An 18,082-nucleotide genomic window follows, 5' to 3' on the forward strand; every position below is an offset into this window, starting at 1 on the left:
CGTTAATGATATCTGGTTTCATCATCCAATCACAAGGTTAGGAAGATAGGAATGAATGAAGAACTCAAAACAGGAGATCCCGCGCCGAATTTCAACCTTCCGGATCATTCAGGAACTCTCCATACCCTCGCTTCACATCATGGATCTTGGTTAATTCTTTACTTTTATCCAAAAGATAACACCTCGGCATGCACAACAGAAGCACTGGCATTTTCTGCGGTGTACGAAGAGTTATCAGAACATGGAGTCCCAGTCATTGGAATCAGTCCAGACAATCCGGAAAGTCACAGGAAATTTATTGAAAAGCATGACCTGAAAATTACCTTATTGTCAGATGAAAACCATTCTGTCATCGAAACATTTGGGGCCTGGAAGCTCAAAAAAATGTACGGAAAGGAGTACATGGGTGTCGAACGATCAACATTTCTCATAGATCCTGAAGGTATCATCAGAGGGATCTGGAGAAAAGTGAAAGTAAAAGGTCATGTTGAAGAAGTAACCGAAAGACTTTCAGATTTAAAAAGAAGGATTTAAAAAACTTCCACACCATCATCGAGCGGTTCAATCAGTCGTTTTCCGGTAAACGCATTAATCTCTACAATCTTCTTTCCTTTTATCTGCCAGACCGGGATATAGATCTCCCGAAGATCAAGTGAAATATTATCCGGATCAGGGGAGAGATTCTTCTCTTCGTAAAAAATTGCATCCCCTTTTACCTGTCGAATCCTGACCCGTTTTGTCATTGAACTAATGAGATGGCGGGTGATTTTTACTTCAGCATCATCGCGGTTTATTGAAGGTTTTGCAATCTCACTTCCATCAGGAATTTCTCTCCTGGTAACAGTATCTGCATCAATATCTGAAAGCGCGCCATTAATGGCATTTAAAGCTCCCGAACCATCTCCATCAAAATTGATATTCTGGTCTTTATACACTGCACAGCCCCTGCAACTATATCGGAACATCCAGTATGGAAGAAAACGAAGGGTTGCGACTCCAGGTATTCCGGCCTTTTCTTCAGCTTCATCCCGATGAACACGGACAGGAAGGTGAGGGATCCGGACACTTGTGTCGGGTTCGTGTGAACCACGCGCCTTATATGAAGAACTCTCTTCCATCCCATCAAGTGGAAGAACCAGTGTTTTATTCAAGACCCGGGCCAGAACTGCTTCACCTGCATACAGAGCAAACTCTTCCGGGTACCAGACGAGACAATTGTCGGCTGTAATAGAAGGATTAAATGTAACCAGAAGTTTTTCACAGACCTTTTCTTCCTGCCCCACCCGGATGGTATACTCAGTATCAGAGTATGAGTATGCCTCTTCCGGATCATCAGTACACATCACCAGAAGGTATGTGTTTTTCCTGATTGCAGACATGTCCAGGGGCGCTGTTGCATGATGAACGTCAAATCCGGCTGCTTTCAGAATATCTGAAACTGCCCGTGATGCTTTTTCCCTGGTTCTCTGCTCCATACCGTACTGTTTGCCGTCCGAAAAAAGAATATTTTTCTATCTACGGGCTCGTACAATGAGTCATGAGTGATTTCCTCAGGTTTGTCAGTCACCGGATAGAGGATTTTGCCATGCAGGTCACATTTAGCCCTTTAGAAGGGACGGGGACCGTGGTATATAACCTCTCTCTGGTGCGTGCAGCAGACCTTGAGCATACATTATCCGTGTTTCGCGCTACGTGTGAAGCTGGGGTCTCACCAAGCAGTCTTATCAGGATCCTTTTCGCCGGTGAAGAGATAGATGGCTTTGTTATACCACCGGATCAGTGTGGGATTCTGACCCTTTGTAGTACCACCCTTGACGGTCTGTTACTCCAGCGTGGGATCCCCTTTAATCCAATCGGCGGAGGTGTTGTTGAAGTCGCAGACAACATTCCCAAGCGGTTTACCCACCTGATAAAATACGAATATACGACTATTGATCCCTTACAGGTCCTGGTCTCCCAGGAGATAACATCAGTCCTTCAGGTCATGAAAAATGGGAACGGGAGTCTGCTTGGTAATATACGTGAGTGCCATATGGAAGCAGAAGATGATGTGGAGGAAGTATTAGAAGAACTTACTGATGGATACTTTACCGGAATACTGGATCTCGGACTTCCCAATACTCCTTGCCTAGGTGTCGCGGTTGACCCCCAGTATATGGGGCTTGCGGCTCTTGGGGGAACGAACTGGATGGCGGCACTCCGGGAAGAAGGAATAAATGTCATCATGCAGGCGATGAAAGGGCTGACTGACATTTCGACAATGCAGTTTGTATCAGATTTGTAAATCACAGGTAATGCGGTAAGTATTAGTGTAAATAGGAGAGATGAACTGACATGCAAATACTCCCTCTTGAAAATCCGGACATAAGAAGTTGCGCAGAACTCCTTTCAGTCATGGCAGACCCGGATTGCAGATGTGAAGGGATGGCATACGAGATGTTTCGTGGCCTGTCAAAAAATGAACAGGATAAAGAATGGTTAGAGCGGCATCAGATCAGATATGATGTCACCAGAATTCCAGGAAAGGTAATCTGCGGCGAATGGATAAAAACCAAAGGGCATTATCATCAGCCTGCCCCAGATGGTCATGCGTATCCTGAGATATACGAAGTCCTTGATGGGGAGGTGCTCTATCTGTTACAAAAGGAAGACTTGTCAGATATTGTCCTGGTCAGGGCACGAAAAGGTGATCTGGTTCTTATACCCCCCGGATATGGTCATGTGACTATCAATCCCTCTGCTGAAACACTTCTGATGGCAAATCTTGTCTCATCCGCATTTACAAGTGAGTACCATCCATTTGAGACATTTCAGGGGGCTGCGTATTATATTTTTGCCGACGGGAAAAAGGAGAGAAATCCACGGTACCCGGATTTTGTTCCACACATACGCGAAGTGACCTGTTATGGGAAACCACTACCGCATCCTTTCCCTCAGCAGGCGCTTTATTCCTGTGTCGGTGATGAACAAAGCCTGGCATTCCTTAATAAACCTGGATCATATCTTGAACAATATCAGAAATTATTCCTTTTTACCTGAGGAACCGGGCGCTGTTTGTGGCCCGCACGCTGGATCTTTTCCAGTACTATCCTTTCTTCCTGCGTTTTTGGTACCCATTCCTGTATTTCAAGGCATTTTATGGCTGTATCTATGACCTCATATGTCATACCAAGTTCATCCTCATCAGTCTGATTATGCCAGAGTCCTGCGGATGGTGTTTTGGTAATCAACCTTTCCGGAATGCCAATCTTTCGGGCAAACTGCCATACCTGAGATTTTTGCAGATGTAGAATTGGTTGCACATCTGCAGCATTATCACCATATTTTGTGCAATATCCTACCAAATACTCAGTGTAATTCGAAGTTCCGCACACCAGTCTGTTCATCTGGTTTGCATAATAGTAGAGAATTGTCATCCTGGTTCGTGCCATAAGGTTCCCAGCAAGGTACGGTGTGTCATTAAATCCAGGCATGCTCCGGTACTGGTCAATGATGGAACCGATTGGAATCGTCATGACCGGAATTTCAAGAAATTCCGCGAGCATTCTGACATCTTCAGCATCCTGGGATGGAGTAACATCTGAAGGCAGAAAGATGCCCTGCACATATTCCGGGCCAACAGCCTGAACACAAAGGGCTGCTGATACACTTGAATCAATACCCCCGGATAATCCGATAACAAAACCGGAAGCTTGACTGGACTGGATAGTATCCTTCAGAACTGCAAGTATTGGTTCGGGATCTGGTGAATCAGTGATCATGATTGTTTACTTCTTTTATGAGATAGGAAAAAAGGGTAAGCATAATAGGGAAGATCATATCTGGTTTTTACCAAGTTCACAAAGTCGATCCCGATAATTCAGGAGCGAAAAGGGAAGAGATGGATGATTATTTGTAAGATCTGTTACAATCTTTCTGATATCACTCTCTTCTCCTTTCTTTTCTTGAATCGGCACCCCCCAATAATCAGCCACCATCATGAGTTCTGTATAGGGAATTTCCCTCAGAGGAGTAAGACAGGGTACCGGAAAGGTCTGATCAGAACATATGAGAGAACAACAGTCTCCGGATAATAACGAAGATAGGACCTGTTCCGCTTCATCATCAAGAGTACATGCCTGCACAATCCTATCTGAACCAGAACTGGTAACGACTTCCGTAATATGCTCATATTGCAGATATTTCTCCCTGATGGTGATTCCGGAAGGTAATGGTACCTGATTGGATGGGGAGTCCTGGTGATTACATCCGGAGTTGATATGAAGAATGACAAATTCCATATTCGGACGATTCCCAACGATACATCCAAGAATGTAGAGGAGCAGATATCTGGCGGAGCCGTCCCAGATTATTGAGAGAACCGGTTTTTTACCAAGCCCTCCCTGAATCCGGATAGTTCTTTTTGCTCGAATTAAAATATCGGCAGCAAGATGTGTAGCGCACAAGTGTCGTCCAGAATACCGTTGAAATAACACAGATGGTTCCCGACATCTGCTGCATGGTTCTGACAACACCCTGCCCAGGAGGTTCATGTGGTACATAATGCATACTGAATCTTTTTTTATGTACCCTCTGACCGATACAATGCACTATAACATACCATGATAAAACCATAAGCAAATGCACCTCTCGGCAGACCATATAAAATCCCTCCATAAATATGAACTTCGCATCCTTCAGTCCATTGAGTTCCTCATGGGCAGATTCTCCTGGGTGCCGGAAGAAGAACTGGTTCGCAACACACGACTGTCTGCAAATGAAGTTCATTTCAGAATCTCAAAACTGATGGAAAAGGGAATGGTCAAATTTTCGCAGGTTCCATATCCAGGATACTGCCTGGTTTTTAATGGATATGATACACTTGCAATCGCTCACCTGGTCAAAAAGGGAATAATTAGTGCCCTTGGATCCTGCATCGGGGAAGGAAAAGAATCCAGGGTATATGAAGCACTTGGGACCGGCCCTGTCATCCTTAAATTACACAGGATTGGCCAACGATCATTTCAAACGGTGCGAAAAGGGAGGAATTATCTTCCTGAAAAACAGCACTGCCCCTGGGTAATTGCATCGCATTTCTCTGCAGAACAGGAATACATGGCCTTATGCACATTACAGAACCATGTGCGAGTACCGACGCCGTTAATAATGAACCGTAATGTAATCGCGATGACATATATCACCGGTGACCGACTTTCTGAGTGTACTCTTGACAATCCAAAAGAAGTCCTTGAAGAGATCTTACTACAATTGCAGGCGGCATATAAACGTGGGTTTATCCATGGTGATCTTTCCGAGTACAATGTGATGTTTGATGGAGAGCAGATCTGGATCATCGACTGGCCTCAATGGGTTTCACCAGACCATGAAAATGCAGAGGAAATCCTGGATCATGATCTTGAGACCATCACAAAATTTTTCTCCCGACGGTACCGGATTTCTTCTGATATGAAAGATGTGAAAACACTGGTGACCGGGTGCTGATTTTCGGAATAGATCTTATTACCGGATCAGTCCGTTCCCGGACAGTTCAGCCGAAATATGCCCTGGTTATTCATGACGAAGGAGAGATTGTAAAAGAACTTGCAGTCTCCCTTCACCGGCTGGTTCAACTTATTCACCGGTATCAGCCAGATATCCTTGCAGTAGACTCGGTCCAGGAGATTGCCCCGCATACCCAGGATCTCTATAGGTTTTTGGAACTTCTTCCATCAAAGACACGACTCATTGTTGTAACGGGAGGCGATCGACAGATTGGTCTTATTCAGGTCGCTGCACGGTATAATATCACGTTTGACAGGTTTGATCCATATGCAGAAGCCAGGGCAGCAGCTCAGGTTGCATTCCATGGAGCAGGTGTTGAGGTCGTTGCATTTGAGAAAGAAACTGAAATCACCATAACAAGAAACCGATCTCCTGGGAAAGGAGGATGGAGTCAGAACAGGTATGCCAGGAAAATTCATGGAAATGTTCTCAGGTATGCGAGGGAAGTTGAGCACGAACTTCAAAGTAGGGGTCTCTCGTACTGGAAAAAAGAATATAAGGCATTTGGAGGAGTTTCACGAGTTACATTTCATGTCAGGGAAGAACGCGACCAGATTCCGGTTTCATCTTCAAGAGGGGGTGATGTCCAGATCCGGCTTTCAGGAAAACGCCTGGACAGGATCCAGTACAGACCTGCTTCTGCCCGTCCCAAGTACCTGATAGTCGGAATTGATCCTGGCACTACTATCGGAATTGCAGTCATTGATCTCAACGGTGAGTTGATTAAGGTTCAAAGTTCCCGACAGATGACCATGGCCGATGTCATAGAGCTTATCTGGTCACTAGGGAAACCAATCATTGTCGCCTCTGATGTTGTGCCGATGCCTTTTACCGTTGAGAAGATCCGCAGGGCATTTCAGGCAGTCCCATTTACACCACGGCAGGATATTCCGGTAGAAACCAAATATGAACTCGCCGGAAAATTCGGATATAGCAATGACCATGAACGGGATGCCTTAACTGCTGCTCTTGAGGCCTTCAGGTTCTGGAAACATAAATTTTCAGGGATATTAAAACGTGTCCCCCAGAGCGTCGATCTGGACGAGGTAAAAGCAGGGATTATAAAAGGGCAATCCCTTGAAAAAATCCTGTCAGATAGGAAAGAACCGCCGGCCAAACCTGAAGAAAAGAAACCAGAAATATCTCTTGACACCTCCGATGAACGGGTCAGAATCCTGGATGGAAAGGTAAAAGACCTCAGAATTCTCGTCTCTGATCTCCAGAAGGAGATTATGGATCTGAAAAAGCAGAACCAGAAATTATCTCGGCAGCTGACAGGCATGAAAGCTGAACGACAGAAGAATCTGAATGCCGAACCCGAAGTTATCAAACGGGAACAGATAATTGCAAATCTCAAACACCGGCTCAGACAGGAAGAACGTAACAATAAAAAACTTCAGCGCAGGCTCAAGCGAATGAAAGAGACTACAGATGAGATGAGGCCGGAAGGAACACGGGTGATAAAAGTGCTTCCAGATCTCTCCCGCGATAGTGTGCGTCTTTTGACTGAGCGAGTCGGCATTCAACCTGGTGACATCCTCTATATCAGAACACTGGCAAAGTGGGGGAAAGGGATAGTGCATGATATAACCAAGGCTGGTATTGAAGCAGTCATCCTGAATGAAAAAGCAGCAGAAACCTTAAGTCGGGAACTCAGGGATGTGTTCCTGGAGGAGTCACTTCCCCTTCTATTGTCAACAGATCTGCAGATCCAGATTAAAGGAGATTTGGGAACCTGTGATGAAGAAAAATTTGCTGATGCTCTTGATGGATGGGGCGATGAGCATGAAAAATTCCTGAAAGATAAGAGCGAGGAGATGCTTGATGATCTGATGAAAGAGTATCTTGCTGAACGTGAACGAAAGGTGCGGTAATGGATGACCGTGAATTACTCAACATAATCCGCCCGGTATGTGGCACAGAAACCTGTAGTGATGACTGTGCAATTCTCCCCCTTTCCTGTGGGACTCTTGTCACATCAACCGACATGCTTCATGAACGTTCAGATTTCCCCCAGGGAATGACTGACTGGCAGATAGGATGGATGTCTGTTGCGGTAACTATCAGTGATATTGCGGCAATGGGAGCACAGCCGATTCAGATTCTCCTGGCTATTGGTCTGAATACCGAAGAGCGTCTTTCAGGTATTGTTTCTGGGGCGCAAGCCTGCTGCAGAAAGTATGGCGCAACCTATGCTGGTGGTGATCTGGATGCCCACACAGAACTTACCCTCGTTTCTACCGGTATTGGGATCATAACCGATGGAACACCGGTACGAAGAATAGGAGCACATGTGGGGGATTGCATCTGCGTAACCGGAACCCTGGGCAGGGCAATTCTCGGACTTTCAGGGGATAAAAGGTACTGGAAAGATCTCTGTGAACCACAGCCCAGAGTTCATGAGGGAATAGCAGTTCGGACTGCTGGAGCGACTGCTATGATGGATATCAGTGATGGTCTGGCCATCTCACTCTATGACATAGCCAGTGAGTCAGGAGTTGGAATGGATATATCCTCTATTCGTATTCCTCTGCCTCCTGATGCTGAGCGTGAGAAGGCATTAGAAGCAGCCTTGTTTGGAGGGGGAGATTTTGAGCTTCTCTTTTTTATTCCGGAGAATGCCACATCTACCTTATCCATTCCTTTTTCAATCATCGGAAGGGTAACCGAAGGATCAAATATCACAATGGATGGAGGAATTCTTCAAAAAAGAGGATACCTTCACCACTGGTAAGAGAAACGCCAGTAGTTCCAGTTATTGGAAAAGTAGGTTACTCCCTGATACAAAGAGTCATAAACCCGGGCAATATAGAGATTTTCTCCAATCTTTTTAAAGTACGGGAATGATTCATTCACTTTCCCCATTTTATACAGTGTCTTTCCCATGCCATACTGAGCATCACGGCTTTCAGGATCTAGTTCAAGTGCTTTGGAGAAGTCATCATATGCCTTATCAAGTTTGTCAATCTTCTGATACGCTGCTCCCCGGTTTACGTAGAAGACTGACTGATTGGGATTTATCTTTAGTGTTTCGTTGAATGCATCAATAGCACCATAGTAATTCCCCTGCTGGAACCGGGCAAATCCAAGGTTTGTCCATCCCTCAGTATTACCTGGTTCAATTCGTACCACCTCCCGGTACGCATCTTCTGATATTCCATACTCTTTCGCGAGATCAGCCGCATACCCCTTCCTCATCCAGGCGATGGTAATATTTGGATTATCAGAAATTACCCGATCATAATAGTGGACAGTATCGTACGCCTGGTTTAATTGTCGCATTGCTTCTACCAGATATTTGAATGCATCCTCATAGAGGGGATTTATTTGTAAAGCAGTCTCGAATGCTTCCTTTGCCACATCATACTGTTTATTGACTGAGGCAACATCACCGAGCAGGTACCATGCATCTACTGAATACGGAGACAACTTAGTTGCTCTGGTAGCAGAGGCTTGTGCATCATTACGTTTTCCTAAAGCGAGCTCTGCACGTGCTTTCTGCATCCAGGTTGCTGCATCATCAGGATTGATCCGGGATGCATTATCAAACCGGTATAAAGCATCCTGATACCTTCCTGACTGCATGAGCAAAAATCCGACATTTGTGATAGTGATTGGATCGAATGGATCAATCTTCAGCGATTGATTAAAAGCATCAAAAGATGCCTCTAACTTCTTCAGATTCGCATATGAAAATCCAAGGTTTGCCCAGACATCTGGATTGCTCTGGTTTATCATCAATGCACTTCGGGATATTGCGGCCGATTCTTCAAATTCTCCAAGAACATTCTGAACTCTTGCAAGAGCAATCAGAAGATCAACGTTTTTTGGATCGTTTTTCACCAGTTGAGCATAGATTTCTTTTGATTCTTTAAATTTCCCGGTTTTTTCAAGAAGATCTGCCTGAATATATAAATTATCAGTATTATCCGGAACAAGTGTATTCAGCTGCCCATATGCAACTGCAGCCTCTTCAAGCCGGTTAGAAAGCCGGAGCATTTCCCCAAGCCGCTTCCATGCATGAGCATCCTTCAGATTCTGTTTCAGCGCATTGTCGTACGCTTTGGCCGCTTCGTTATACCTTCCAACGTTGTATAACAATTCAGCCTGCTTTACATATATGTCAGAATTCTTTCGGGTGAGGTTTACTGCAATTCCATACTCATAGAGTGCAGATTCAGTTTCATTCATCCCGGCATAGACATCACCAAGTTCTGAATGTGCAGCAGCATTCCCGGGGTCTAAAACTATAGCCTGATTCAAATCATTGATGGCTTCAGATAAATTACCTGTTCGTGCATATGCTGCCCCTCTTCCTACGAAAGCAGTGCTGTTATTAGGATTTAGTAAAAGAACATGGGAAAAGGTCGTAATTGCCTCCAGATCCTTTGTTTGATTCGCCAGAAGATCAGCAGTTTTCAGCCAGAGACCTGGATCTGAATCATCTAGTTTTATGGCTGCGTCATACAGGGATATCGCTTCACTGACACTACCATTCTCTGCCTTTTCTTGAGCAAGAAGTGTCAGATTTGAAGAGATATTTGACACATTAATAGGCCGGTCTTCAACACATCCACATATGAGCAGGATTCCTGTCAGAAGGGAAATGGAGAGTACATGTATTAGAATACGATTTCTGCTTTTATTTTCCATTCGTATCAACAAAAAAGATTAAAATCCAGTATTATAGGGGACACTATGTACCAGGTAATATGCCCCGTTTATATCAAGCGTTTCCTTGTAACCACGTTCTGTCAGGAAGCCCTGTGAACTATTGTACAATGTTATTTCATTTGCAGTAAAGGATGCACTCCCAATTGCACCATCAGCACCAGAGGGCATTTCAACCCGGTTTCTCGGCTCCGGATACCAACCTTCAGGGACTTCCTGCCTGACACCAGAACCACGTTCATGAACAGTTATGTAATCAAGTTCACGATCTATACTGGACCACATAAAATCGGTCATTTGTCCCCGACTTGTATTCCGGTATTCGGTCATCGGAGTTTCGTAGGTGTAATTGGAATAGAGAGTCAGAGTGACGTCATATTTACCAGGTTCCCGATAGGTATGTATGGGATTTTTATCAGTTGATGTGTTGCCGTCGCCAAAATCCCATATTCGTCCATCTGCAAATCCATAACTGACATCATAGAACCGTACCCGGAATGGCGCATCTCCTTCAGTCCTGTCTGAAGTGAAATCTGCAGCAATTGTAGAGATGACAAACTCATCATATGAGGGGTGGCATCCACGGGTAAATCCAGGTGGAGAGGGAAGCATTGATGGTTTTAAGGTATATGCAGCATGCACCGTTGTGCTAATCAATATCATGATAACACATAATCCGAGAACGTATCTCCACCAGGCAGATGTCATAATTTAATTCCTGAGGTATAGGTAAAGGACTTCATAAAGTTTACAATTGCGCCACTGACCATTGACGAATCACGCCATTCATTTCTTGCAGATTCATTGTGATGAATTCCCCTGGCCTCAAGGATACTCCCCCTGAAATCAGTGCGAACGGTCCCAATAGCAGCGTCAGAACCAATAATTGGAGAGATACTTACCATGTATTCCACACCGGCCGGACCGGCATCATCCCCGACAGCCCGGATTTTGAGCTTCGATTCCATCGCAAATGACTGCATATTAACAAGACTTGTTGATCCACTCACATGATCATCAAAAGCCGGAGAGACTGACCAGGAGTCTGCACTAATGAGAACAGGTGTAAAGAGGATAAAGAGTATTGTGGAGATGAAAACGCGAATATGCGTCATGTAATTCACGCTCATCTGGTTTGTCAGACAGTTCTAATATGTTTCCTGCCGGAGATCAAGTAGGGGAGAGACCAGAAGTCACCGTAAATGATTTTCCAAAGGTGAATATCTGCCCATCTACCGTTGTTTTATCCTTGACCTGCTTTGTTGAAGAGAGGTTTGTACTATTCGTCGGTGCTCCCTCTTCATTAGTCATAACAAATTCGGTACTTGCTGATCCTGCTGCATAAGGTATTCCAGATGACATATCCGGATGAATTCCGATAAGATAGCGAAGCTCAGCAGGTATTGTATTATCTGTTCCTACTGAACGTGCACGAGCCATCGTTGCAATCTGTCCGGTAGTCATGTCAGTTGCAGATGCACCTTTGTAATAACTGTTAAAGCCACCGACATAGTCACCAATGATCTCAGCAACAAGCGGATTTCGGACTGAAAGATTGTTCTGAGAATAATTACCGGATGTGTACATCTCAAGAGAATCAGAAGATGACATCTTACTTCCTATTTCCGGGTCAGTAAGATATGTAGAGACTATTTTTGAATCTACATTGAAGGCACCTTTTTGTTGTGGACCCTCATCTATCTTCAGACCTTTACTTTGCGCAAGATATCCTCCGTTTGTTGTCATATCATTTTTATATACAACGGATGAAACCCGCTCACCATCATAGAGGAAACCACCCTCATGTGCTCCATGACTTGTTGTTTCCAATTGGTAGGTCTGATGAGAAGACATTGAACCTATCACTTCCAGATAGGTCTCGGACGGAATCTGTCTGTTTGTAGTATTTGTTCCATTCGGAAGAATATCTGCCGTCACAGCAGAGATGAGAATGAAAGAGAGACAGATACTGACTAGAAAGGTGATCTTATGATTCATGAACGGCACCGGATTATCTTCATAGATATTGGAATGATTACTATAGAAGATTGCCGGAAAATGAGAACGCCCAGATCGGAATTCGAATCCGAGTCGTCGGCGTGACAGGCCGACATGATAGGCCACTACACTATCTGGGCTAGGCATATCCCGCCTCCCGGATTTGAACCGGGGACATCGCGGTAGCTGCGCTTTTGCCTCATGCGGCAATTCAGTCTACAGCCGCGCACTCTACCAGTCTGAGTTAAGGCGGGATTGTGCTCTAATAGGTGGTAGTTATCAACATATATAGATTTCGGACTTCACACCCCTGAAATTTTTTTCCCGCTGTACCCTCCTGAAGCATACACCATCACAATAAAAAAACATCTATTACAAGACAAACGGAATACTTACTCACAGGTTAGTCTTCATGACGGGAGTTCCAGACATTCTTTGGCTTGAGGAGATCCGAAAAGAGGATATCCCATCAGTTGGCGGAAAAGGTGCCTCACTCGGGGAAATGGCCTCAATCGGGCTGCCCGTTCCCCCGGCTTTTGTCGTTACCAGTCAGGCATTCAGACGATTTTTAGTTCAGACAGGCCTTGAAAAGCCCCTCTTTGAATTATTAGAGTCCCTGGATGTGGATGATAATGATTTGCTTGAATCTGCGGCACAAAAAGCCAAGGATCTGGTTCATAAGGCAAAAATGCCTGATGATATTAAAAGTGAGATCAGCATCGCATATGAAAAACTCTCCCGTACAGGAGAGATTGTAGCTGCCCGGTCTAGCGCGACTGCAGAGGATCTGCCGGATGCTAGTTTTGCAGGACAGCAGGAGACTGTTCTCAACATCAGGGGTATTGAAAACCTCCTGAATGGAATACAGACATGTTGGGCTTCTTTGTATGGAGCTCGTGCTATCTATTATCGCTCCAAACAGGGGTTTGATCACCATATTGTGAATATTGCAGTGGTTGTTCAACAGCTTATCAACTCTGAGAAGGCTGGTGTCTTATTCACCTCTCATCCGGTAACCGGAGAATCTCTGACAATCATTGAAGGATCCTGGGGTCTTGGTGAAGCCGTAGTATCCGGTGCAGTATCCCCTGATAATTATGTATTTGACAGACGGCTTGAGCGGACGACTGATCGTCTCATATCACCGAAAATAATTGAAATTGTAGCCGACGGCAATTACGGCACTATCACCAGGGATGTTGAAAAGTCCCGCCAGGAGATGCAGGTCTTATCTGATGATGAAGTGAAAAGACTTGCAACATATGGTATTGTTTCTGAAGAGCACTATGGAATTCCTCAGGATATGGAATGGGCGATTGTCGGAGATAAAATATTTATCCTTCAGTCCCGCCCCATAACAACCATAAAAGGAGTCGGAGCCGTGAAAAAAGAAAATAACACTGGTTCTGCTGATGCAGTCATTCTGCAGGGACAGGGTGCATCACCAGGAATTGCAAGTGGTCCGGTAATCATCATTGATGATGTCAAGGATATCGGAAAGGTCAAAGAAGGTGACATCATGATCACCAGGATGACAAATCCCGATATGGTTCCTGCAATGCGAAAAGTTGCTGCCATCGTCACTGATGAGGGAGGAATGACCTGTCATGCAGCAATCGTCTCACGAGAACTTGGAACTCCGGCAGTCGTCGGAACCAGGAAGGCTACACAGATTCTCAAAGATGGGCAGGTAATTACCGTTGATGGTGAGAAGGGACTTATTTACGAGGGAGTGATCGCCCAACAGGTTCCTGCTGCAGGTTCTGCCCAGGTTCAGATCGCTTCTGCTCCGGCAAAAATTATCACGGCGACCTCTGTAAAGGTGAACGTTTCAATGCCTGAAGCAGCCCAGCGGGCAGCAGCAACCGGTGCTGATGGAGTGGGTCTCTTAAGAATTGAGCACCTTATCCTTGGTCTGAATAAAACGCCAAACTGGTATATCCAGAATCACCGTGAAGAAGAATTCATTTCAGAACTTATGAATGGCATTAAAGTCGTCCTTGATTCTTTCCCGGGAAAACCGGTATGGGTCAGAACCCTTGATGCACCAACCGATGAATTCAGAAATATGCAGGGAGGAGAGAATGAACCCATTGAGCATAACCCGATGCTTGGATGGCGGGGCATTCGAAGAGATCTGCAGAGTCCAGCCCAATTTAAACTACAGATAGACACGTTCAAACGTCTCTGGGATCTCGGATATGACAATCTTGGAATAATGTTCCCGATGGTCTCTCATCCACGAGAATTCATCAAAGCAAAAGAACTCTTCAGACAGGCCGGAGTAGATGTTGAGAACGTGGATCTTGGTATCATGATCGAGATACCGGCAAGTGCCGTCCTTGTTGATGATTTCATCAAAGCAGGGATCAAATTTGCTTCATTCGGAACCAATGACCTGATCCAATATACCATAGCCATTGATCGGAACAATGAAAACGTCACGGATATGTACTGGCCCAAGCACCCCGCTGTGCTCGCTCTGATTGATCAGGCAATACAGGCATGTAGAAAAGGCGGCGTTGAAGTGTCCATCTGTGGACAGGCCGGAAGTGAGCCAGATATGGTCACCTGGCTTGTTGAGCACGGCATTACCAGTGTCTCCTCCAATATCGATGCAATCCCAAAGATCCGCGAAACGGTTGCACGGACTGAACAGCGGATCATCCTTGACGCGGCGAGAAGACCTTATGGATGCTGAAGGCCTTTCAGCCGACGAACTTTTTTGTTTTCTCAAGGCGAAGCGTAACGAGGATAGATCCTATTCCCATATCCTCTCTTCCATGTGCACAACCCCACATCCAGTCGCAGTGCAGGCACATAATCTGTTCATGGAAACAAATCTTGGAGATCCGGGGTTATTTCCGGGAACTGCACAACTTGAAGACCGTTTAATCAGGTGGTTTGCTGATCTTTATCAGGAGCCATCTGCCGGGGGATGTACAACATCAGGGGGAACGGAGTCAAATATTCAGGTTCTTCGGTTTTGTAAAAAAACAAAGCAGGTTAAGAATCCAAATATTATCGTCCCGGCATCAGCGCATTTCTCATTTGAGAAAGCATGCGGGATGATGGATGTTGAGATGCGTGTTGCCCCAATTGATGACCAGTACCGAATGATACCTGATGCAACCGGTGAACTTATTGACAAAAACACATGCTGTATAGTGTCTGTTGCAGGAACTACAGAATATGGAATGACTGATCCCATACCCGCTCTTGGAAAACTTGCGGAGCAGGAGGGAGTACATCTTCATGTTGATGCTGCATTTGGGGGATATGTGCTTCCATTTATCGATCATGCACCACCATTTGACTTTTCTGTCCCCGGTGTCGGATCAATATCAGTCGATCCCCACAAGATGGGAATGAGCACAATTCCATCAGGAATTCTGATGGTTCGGGATGAACGGGTATTTTGCAACCTGCTTGTTGAAACACCATATCTGACAACAAAACAGGCATACAGTCTGACCGGAACACGGCCTGGTGCGTCAGTTGCAGCAGCATATGCTGTAATGGCATATCTAGGACGAAAAGGAATGAAAGCACTTGTCACCGGATGTATGGAGAATACCAGAAGACTCATTGAAGGGATGGAAGCGTTCGGAGTGCCACGAAAAGTTACACCTGATGTAAATGTCGCAACTTTTGATCATGTCAGCGTTCCTTCCCCCTGGACAGTCTCGTACACACGGAAGGGCGACCTTCGGATAGTGTGCATGCCACATGTAACCCGTGATGTTGTCGAGTCATTCCTCACAGACTTTGGAGAATCGTATGTTTCCCATTCTAACTAATTCACTTATTACCTGCCCCATTGTTAAAAAAGGTGAATACAATTATTTTGTTCATCCTATCACCGATGGAATTCCTGATATCGACCCCGGACTGCTCCGGGAGATAGCCGTCGGTATGATCCGCCTTCTGGACCTTGCAGATGTGAAGTATATTGTGACTGCTGAAGCCATGGGAATACCAATTGCAACAGCGTTGTCTCTCATGACCGATATTCCGGTGAACATTATCAGAAAACGAAGATATAATCTGCCTGGAGAGTGTGATGTCTGTCAGGTGACCGGATACTCAAAGGGAGAGATGTACATAAACGGAATTTGCCCAGGTGATCGGGTGGTCATTGTTGATGATGTCATCAGTACCGGAGGCACAATGAATGGGATCATTGCCGCTCTGGAGAGTATCGGTGCTGATATTGTTGATATCGGATTTGTTATAAAGAAAGGAAAACCGACCCTTTCACGTCCGTATTCCTATCTTGTCTCCATTGAAGTAACCGATTCGGTGAGAGTAGTTGATCAGACTTCCTGACCTTCATAACCGGCTTGCTTCTCATGGATACCATACAATAGCACTTCAAGCACCGGAGGGACTGAAACGCCTCCTTCCCCGTCTTGCACAGGATCTGCAAAACCTCGGATATGAAGTAATCATAAGTGGTGATCCCTGTTATGGTGCCTGTGACCTGGATCTCAATGCCCGTGATTGTGCTGATGTATTGGTTCATATAGGTCATACCCCGGTGGATGAAACCGATCGTGTTATTTATGAACCCTGGCCTGTTGATGGTGATATTTCAGTAATTAACGAAGCCATCCCAAGGTTGATCGGAAAAAAGGTGGGACTGGTCACCACCGTCCAGCATATCCATCTCCTTCCAAAAGTAGTAGAACTCCTATCAAACGCCGGAATTGAATCAGTTGTCGCCGAGCCATCATCACGGACACCATGTCCTGGTCAGGTCCTGGGGTGTTCATTTCATGCAGCCCGAAAGGCTGGAGCTGACGAGATATTGTTTCTCGGGACCGGACTATTTCACCCAATCGGAATAAAACTGGCGACCGGGGCACGGGTAATTGCATGTGATCCTATAACCGGGAGAATTGAAGAGCCGGATGCAGATCGGTTACTCCGGGTGCGTTTCGGCCTTATCCAAAAAGCAAAAGAAGCATATTCTTATGGAATTATTGTTTCATCAAAGACCGGTCAGTGTAGATCAGACCTGGCGGACCATCTCTGCAGTCTTTCTAAGAGAGCATACAAAATCATGCTCAGAGAGGTCACACCCGACCAACTGCTCAACATGGGATTTCCCTGCTATGTAAATACTGCATGTCCCCGCCTTGCCTATGATGATCAAATCAGGTTTTCTGTTCCGGTTCTAACACCGGCGGAGTTTGAGATTGTTTGTGGATTTAGGGATTTTGCAGATTATGAGGTAGACGAAATATCATGAAACTCCGACAACTCGAGATGCTATTACAGCGGGTATCCGGGTTTAATAATCCATCTGCAGAACGGGAACAGTACCAGACTCCTGCCCCCCTGGCAGCTCGTCTCCTTCATATGGCAATGCTTGCAGGTGATATCTCCGGACGGACGGTTCTTGACCTTGGGTGTGGAACTGGTATCCTTGCAATAGGCGCTGCATTGCTTGGAGCGGATGTCGTGGCTGTTGAAGATGACGGAGAAGCGATCCGGATTGCAGAAGCAAATGCTCATGATCTCGGATGTAATATCAGGCTCATCCAGATTGATATAACAGATCCTCAGGCCATGACTCTTATTCCAAAAGGAGACACAGTTATCATGAACCCGCCCTTTGGAGCACAGACTGAGCATGCAGATCGCCCGTTTCTTGATATGGCACTTACAAAAGCAGATATAACCTACGGAATCTTTAACGCCCGATCCGAGCAATTCATCAGAGAATTTATCCAGGGTAGAGGGGAAATTACCTCATCCATACTTGCCGGACTTACCATACCACGGACTTTCTGGTTTCACTCCAGGGATCGGCATGAAATACCTGTTGAAATCCATGTAATAAAAAGAAAATAACAAAAACTATTTT

18 protein-coding genes, 2 tRNA genes and 1 pseudogene are annotated in these 18,082 nt (G+C 45.3%); 11 read left to right on the forward strand and 10 right to left on the reverse strand.

Annotated features, from left to right (window positions below; genetic code table 11):
- Positions 1–51 precede the first annotated feature (51 nt).
- The gene (gene bcp / locus KSK55_RS06880) at positions 52–534 is read left to right on the forward strand and encodes a thioredoxin-dependent thiol peroxidase (protein WP_218608675.1); all 483 of its coding nucleotides are present in this window, start codon (positions 52–54) and stop codon (positions 532–534) included.
- On the opposite strand, the gene KSK55_RS06885 is transcribed toward bcp, so the two are convergent.
- Complete coding sequence (locus tag KSK55_RS06885) at positions 531–1,475, reverse strand: hypothetical protein (protein WP_218608676.1); 945 nt, start codon at positions 1,473–1,475, stop codon at positions 531–533. The two genes, bcp and KSK55_RS06885, sit on opposite strands and share 4 nt — an antisense overlap.
- Before the next feature lie 62 nt (positions 1,476–1,537).
- Here KSK55_RS06885 and KSK55_RS06890 point away from each other — a divergent pair, with 62 nt between their 5' ends.
- Positions 1,538–2,284, forward strand: a complete 747-nt coding sequence (locus tag KSK55_RS06890; protein WP_218608677.1) for a DUF128 domain-containing protein — start codon at positions 1,538–1,540, stop codon at positions 2,282–2,284.
- 50 nt (positions 2,285–2,334) lie between these two features.
- Positions 2,335–3,039, forward strand: coding sequence for a glucose-6-phosphate isomerase family protein (locus KSK55_RS06895; RefSeq protein ID WP_256664256.1), 705 nt, complete (start codon positions 2,335–2,337; stop codon positions 3,037–3,039).
- Here the strand turns inward: KSK55_RS06895 and KSK55_RS06900 are convergent.
- From KSK55_RS06900 to KSK55_RS16720, 3 genes and pseudogenes are all read right to left on the reverse strand, one after another.
- The gene (locus tag KSK55_RS06900; protein ID WP_218608678.1) at positions 3,015–3,761 is read right to left on the reverse strand and encodes an NAD+ synthase; all 747 of its coding nucleotides are present in this window, start codon (positions 3,759–3,761) and stop codon (positions 3,015–3,017) included. The genes KSK55_RS06895 and KSK55_RS06900 overlap by 25 nt on opposite strands.
- A gap of 54 nt (positions 3,762–3,815) precedes the next feature.
- Entirely contained in the window at positions 3,816–4,445 is a 630-nt protein-coding gene (locus KSK55_RS06905) for an adenine nucleotide alpha hydrolase family protein (protein WP_218608679.1), read from the reverse strand.
- A 15-nt stretch (positions 4,446–4,460) separates the two neighbouring features.
- A pseudogene (locus KSK55_RS16720) lies at positions 4,461–4,541 on the reverse strand (hypothetical protein); the annotation flags it as partial.
- A 79-nt stretch (positions 4,542–4,620) separates the two neighbouring features.
- On the opposite strand from KSK55_RS16720, the gene KSK55_RS06910 reads away from it, so the two are divergent.
- Genes KSK55_RS06910 through thiL form a run of 3 tightly spaced genes read left to right on the forward strand, consistent with a single transcriptional unit; the run spans position 4,621 to position 8,275 of the window.
- Positions 4,621–5,481: a serine/threonine-protein kinase RIO2 gene (locus KSK55_RS06910; RefSeq protein ID WP_218608680.1), complete on the forward strand. Its 861-nt coding sequence runs from the start codon at positions 4,621–4,623 to the stop codon at positions 5,479–5,481.
- A complete protein-coding gene (locus KSK55_RS06915) occupies positions 5,475–7,415 on the forward strand; it encodes a DUF460 domain-containing protein (RefSeq protein WP_218608681.1) in 1,941 nt (646 codons plus the stop codon). The genes KSK55_RS06910 and KSK55_RS06915 overlap by 7 nt, the downstream gene beginning before the upstream one ends.
- A complete protein-coding gene (gene thiL, locus KSK55_RS06920; protein ID WP_218608682.1) occupies positions 7,415–8,275 on the forward strand; it encodes a thiamine-phosphate kinase in 861 nt (286 codons plus the stop codon). The genes KSK55_RS06915 and thiL overlap by 1 nt, the downstream gene beginning before the upstream one ends.
- On the opposite strand, the gene KSK55_RS06925 is transcribed toward thiL, so the two are convergent.
- The 6 genes from KSK55_RS06925 to KSK55_RS06950 all read right to left on the reverse strand — a co-directional run bounded on the left by KSK55_RS06925 (position 8,263) and on the right by KSK55_RS06950 (position 12,464).
- Positions 8,263–10,194 (reverse strand): tetratricopeptide repeat protein, encoded by a 1,932-nt coding sequence (locus KSK55_RS06925; protein ID WP_218608683.1) that lies wholly within the window; start codon positions 10,192–10,194, stop codon positions 8,263–8,265. The genes thiL and KSK55_RS06925 overlap by 13 nt on opposite strands.
- A gap of 18 nt (positions 10,195–10,212) precedes the next feature.
- Complete coding sequence (locus KSK55_RS06930) at positions 10,213–10,920, reverse strand: PKD domain-containing protein (RefSeq protein WP_218608684.1); 708 nt, start codon at positions 10,918–10,920, stop codon at positions 10,213–10,215.
- Entirely contained in the window at positions 10,917–11,327 is a 411-nt protein-coding gene (locus KSK55_RS06935; RefSeq protein ID WP_218608685.1) for a hypothetical protein, read from the reverse strand. The genes KSK55_RS06930 and KSK55_RS06935 overlap by 4 nt, the downstream gene beginning before the upstream one ends.
- 55 nt (positions 11,328–11,382) lie before the next feature.
- The gene (locus KSK55_RS06940; protein ID WP_214420404.1) at positions 11,383–12,210 is read right to left on the reverse strand and encodes a hypothetical protein; all 828 of its coding nucleotides are present in this window, start codon (positions 12,208–12,210) and stop codon (positions 11,383–11,385) included.
- Between the two features lie 67 nt (positions 12,211–12,277).
- Positions 12,278–12,350, reverse strand: a tRNA-Asp gene (locus KSK55_RS06945).
- 8 nt (positions 12,351–12,358) lie between these two features.
- Positions 12,359–12,464, reverse strand: a tRNA-Tyr gene (locus tag KSK55_RS06950).
- Positions 12,465–12,622: 158 nt separating this feature from the next.
- On the opposite strand from KSK55_RS06950, the gene ppsA reads away from it, so the two are divergent.
- Genes ppsA through KSK55_RS06975 form a run of 5 tightly spaced genes read left to right on the forward strand, consistent with a single transcriptional unit; the run spans position 12,623 to position 18,069 of the window.
- The gene (gene ppsA, locus KSK55_RS06955; RefSeq protein ID WP_218608686.1) at positions 12,623–14,911 is read left to right on the forward strand and encodes a phosphoenolpyruvate synthase; all 2,289 of its coding nucleotides are present in this window, start codon (positions 12,623–12,625) and stop codon (positions 14,909–14,911) included.
- Positions 14,901–16,010, forward strand: coding sequence for a tyrosine decarboxylase MfnA (gene mfnA / locus KSK55_RS06960; RefSeq protein WP_218608901.1), 1,110 nt, complete (start codon positions 14,901–14,903; stop codon positions 16,008–16,010). Before ppsA ends, mfnA begins: the two co-directional genes overlap by 11 nt.
- Positions 15,991–16,539 (forward strand): hypoxanthine/guanine phosphoribosyltransferase, encoded by a 549-nt coding sequence (gene hpt / locus KSK55_RS06965; RefSeq protein WP_218608687.1) that lies wholly within the window; start codon positions 15,991–15,993, stop codon positions 16,537–16,539. Before mfnA ends, hpt begins: the two co-directional genes overlap by 20 nt.
- Positions 16,523–17,464 carry a diphthamide biosynthesis enzyme Dph2 gene (dph2, locus tag KSK55_RS06970; protein WP_218608688.1) on the forward strand — a complete coding sequence of 314 codons (942 nt, stop codon included), beginning with the start codon at positions 16,523–16,525 and terminating at the stop codon, positions 17,462–17,464. Before hpt ends, dph2 begins: the two co-directional genes overlap by 17 nt.
- Positions 17,461–18,069, forward strand: coding sequence for an METTL5 family protein (locus KSK55_RS06975; RefSeq protein WP_218608689.1), 609 nt, complete (start codon positions 17,461–17,463; stop codon positions 18,067–18,069). The genes dph2 and KSK55_RS06975 overlap by 4 nt, the downstream gene beginning before the upstream one ends.
- Positions 18,070–18,082 lie beyond the last annotated feature (13 nt).

This window comes from Methanospirillum hungatei, from assembly GCF_019263745.1.
Classification (GTDB): domain Archaea; phylum Halobacteriota; class Methanomicrobia; order Methanomicrobiales; family Methanospirillaceae; genus Methanospirillum; species Methanospirillum purgamenti.

What these genes read in the sequence shown, in the direction of transcription:
- bcp (WP_218608675.1), top strand. Translation starts at nt 52, where the DNA reads ATGAATGAAGAACTCAAAACAGGAGATCCCGCGCCGAATTTCAACCTT.
- KSK55_RS06885 (WP_218608676.1), bottom strand. Translation starts at nt 1,475, where the DNA reads ATGGAGCAGAGAACCAGGGAAAAAGCATCACGGGCAGTTTCAGATATT.
- KSK55_RS06890 (WP_218608677.1), top strand. Translation starts at nt 1,538, where the DNA reads ATGAGTGATTTCCTCAGGTTTGTCAGTCACCGGATAGAGGATTTTGCC.
- KSK55_RS06895 (WP_256664256.1), top strand. Translation starts at nt 2,335, where the DNA reads ATGCAAATACTCCCTCTTGAAAATCCGGACATAAGAAGTTGCGCAGAA.
- KSK55_RS06900 (WP_218608678.1), bottom strand. Translation starts at nt 3,761, where the DNA reads ATGATCACTGATTCACCAGATCCCGAACCAATACTTGCAGTTCTGAAG.
- KSK55_RS06910 (WP_218608680.1), top strand. Translation starts at nt 4,621, where the DNA reads ATGCACCTCTCGGCAGACCATATAAAATCCCTCCATAAATATGAACTT.
- thiL (WP_218608682.1), top strand. Translation starts at nt 7,415, where the DNA reads ATGGATGACCGTGAATTACTCAACATAATCCGCCCGGTATGTGGCACA.
- KSK55_RS06925 (WP_218608683.1), bottom strand. Translation starts at nt 10,194, where the DNA reads ATGGAAAATAAAAGCAGAAATCGTATTCTAATACATGTACTCTCCATT.
- KSK55_RS06930 (WP_218608684.1), bottom strand. Translation starts at nt 10,920, where the DNA reads ATGACATCTGCCTGGTGGAGATACGTTCTCGGATTATGTGTTATCATG.
- KSK55_RS06935 (WP_218608685.1), bottom strand. Translation starts at nt 11,327, where the DNA reads ATGACGCATATTCGCGTTTTCATCTCCACAATACTCTTTATCCTCTTT.
- KSK55_RS06940 (WP_214420404.1), bottom strand. Translation starts at nt 12,210, where the DNA reads ATGAATCATAAGATCACCTTTCTAGTCAGTATCTGTCTCTCTTTCATT.
- ppsA (WP_218608686.1), top strand. Translation starts at nt 12,623, where the DNA reads ATGACGGGAGTTCCAGACATTCTTTGGCTTGAGGAGATCCGAAAAGAG.
- mfnA (WP_218608901.1), top strand. Translation starts at nt 14,901, where the DNA reads ATGGATGCTGAAGGCCTTTCAGCCGACGAACTTTTTTGTTTTCTCAAG.
- hpt (WP_218608687.1), top strand. Translation starts at nt 15,991, where the DNA reads ATGTTTCCCATTCTAACTAATTCACTTATTACCTGCCCCATTGTTAAA.
- KSK55_RS06975 (WP_218608689.1), top strand. Translation starts at nt 17,461, where the DNA reads ATGAAACTCCGACAACTCGAGATGCTATTACAGCGGGTATCCGGGTTT.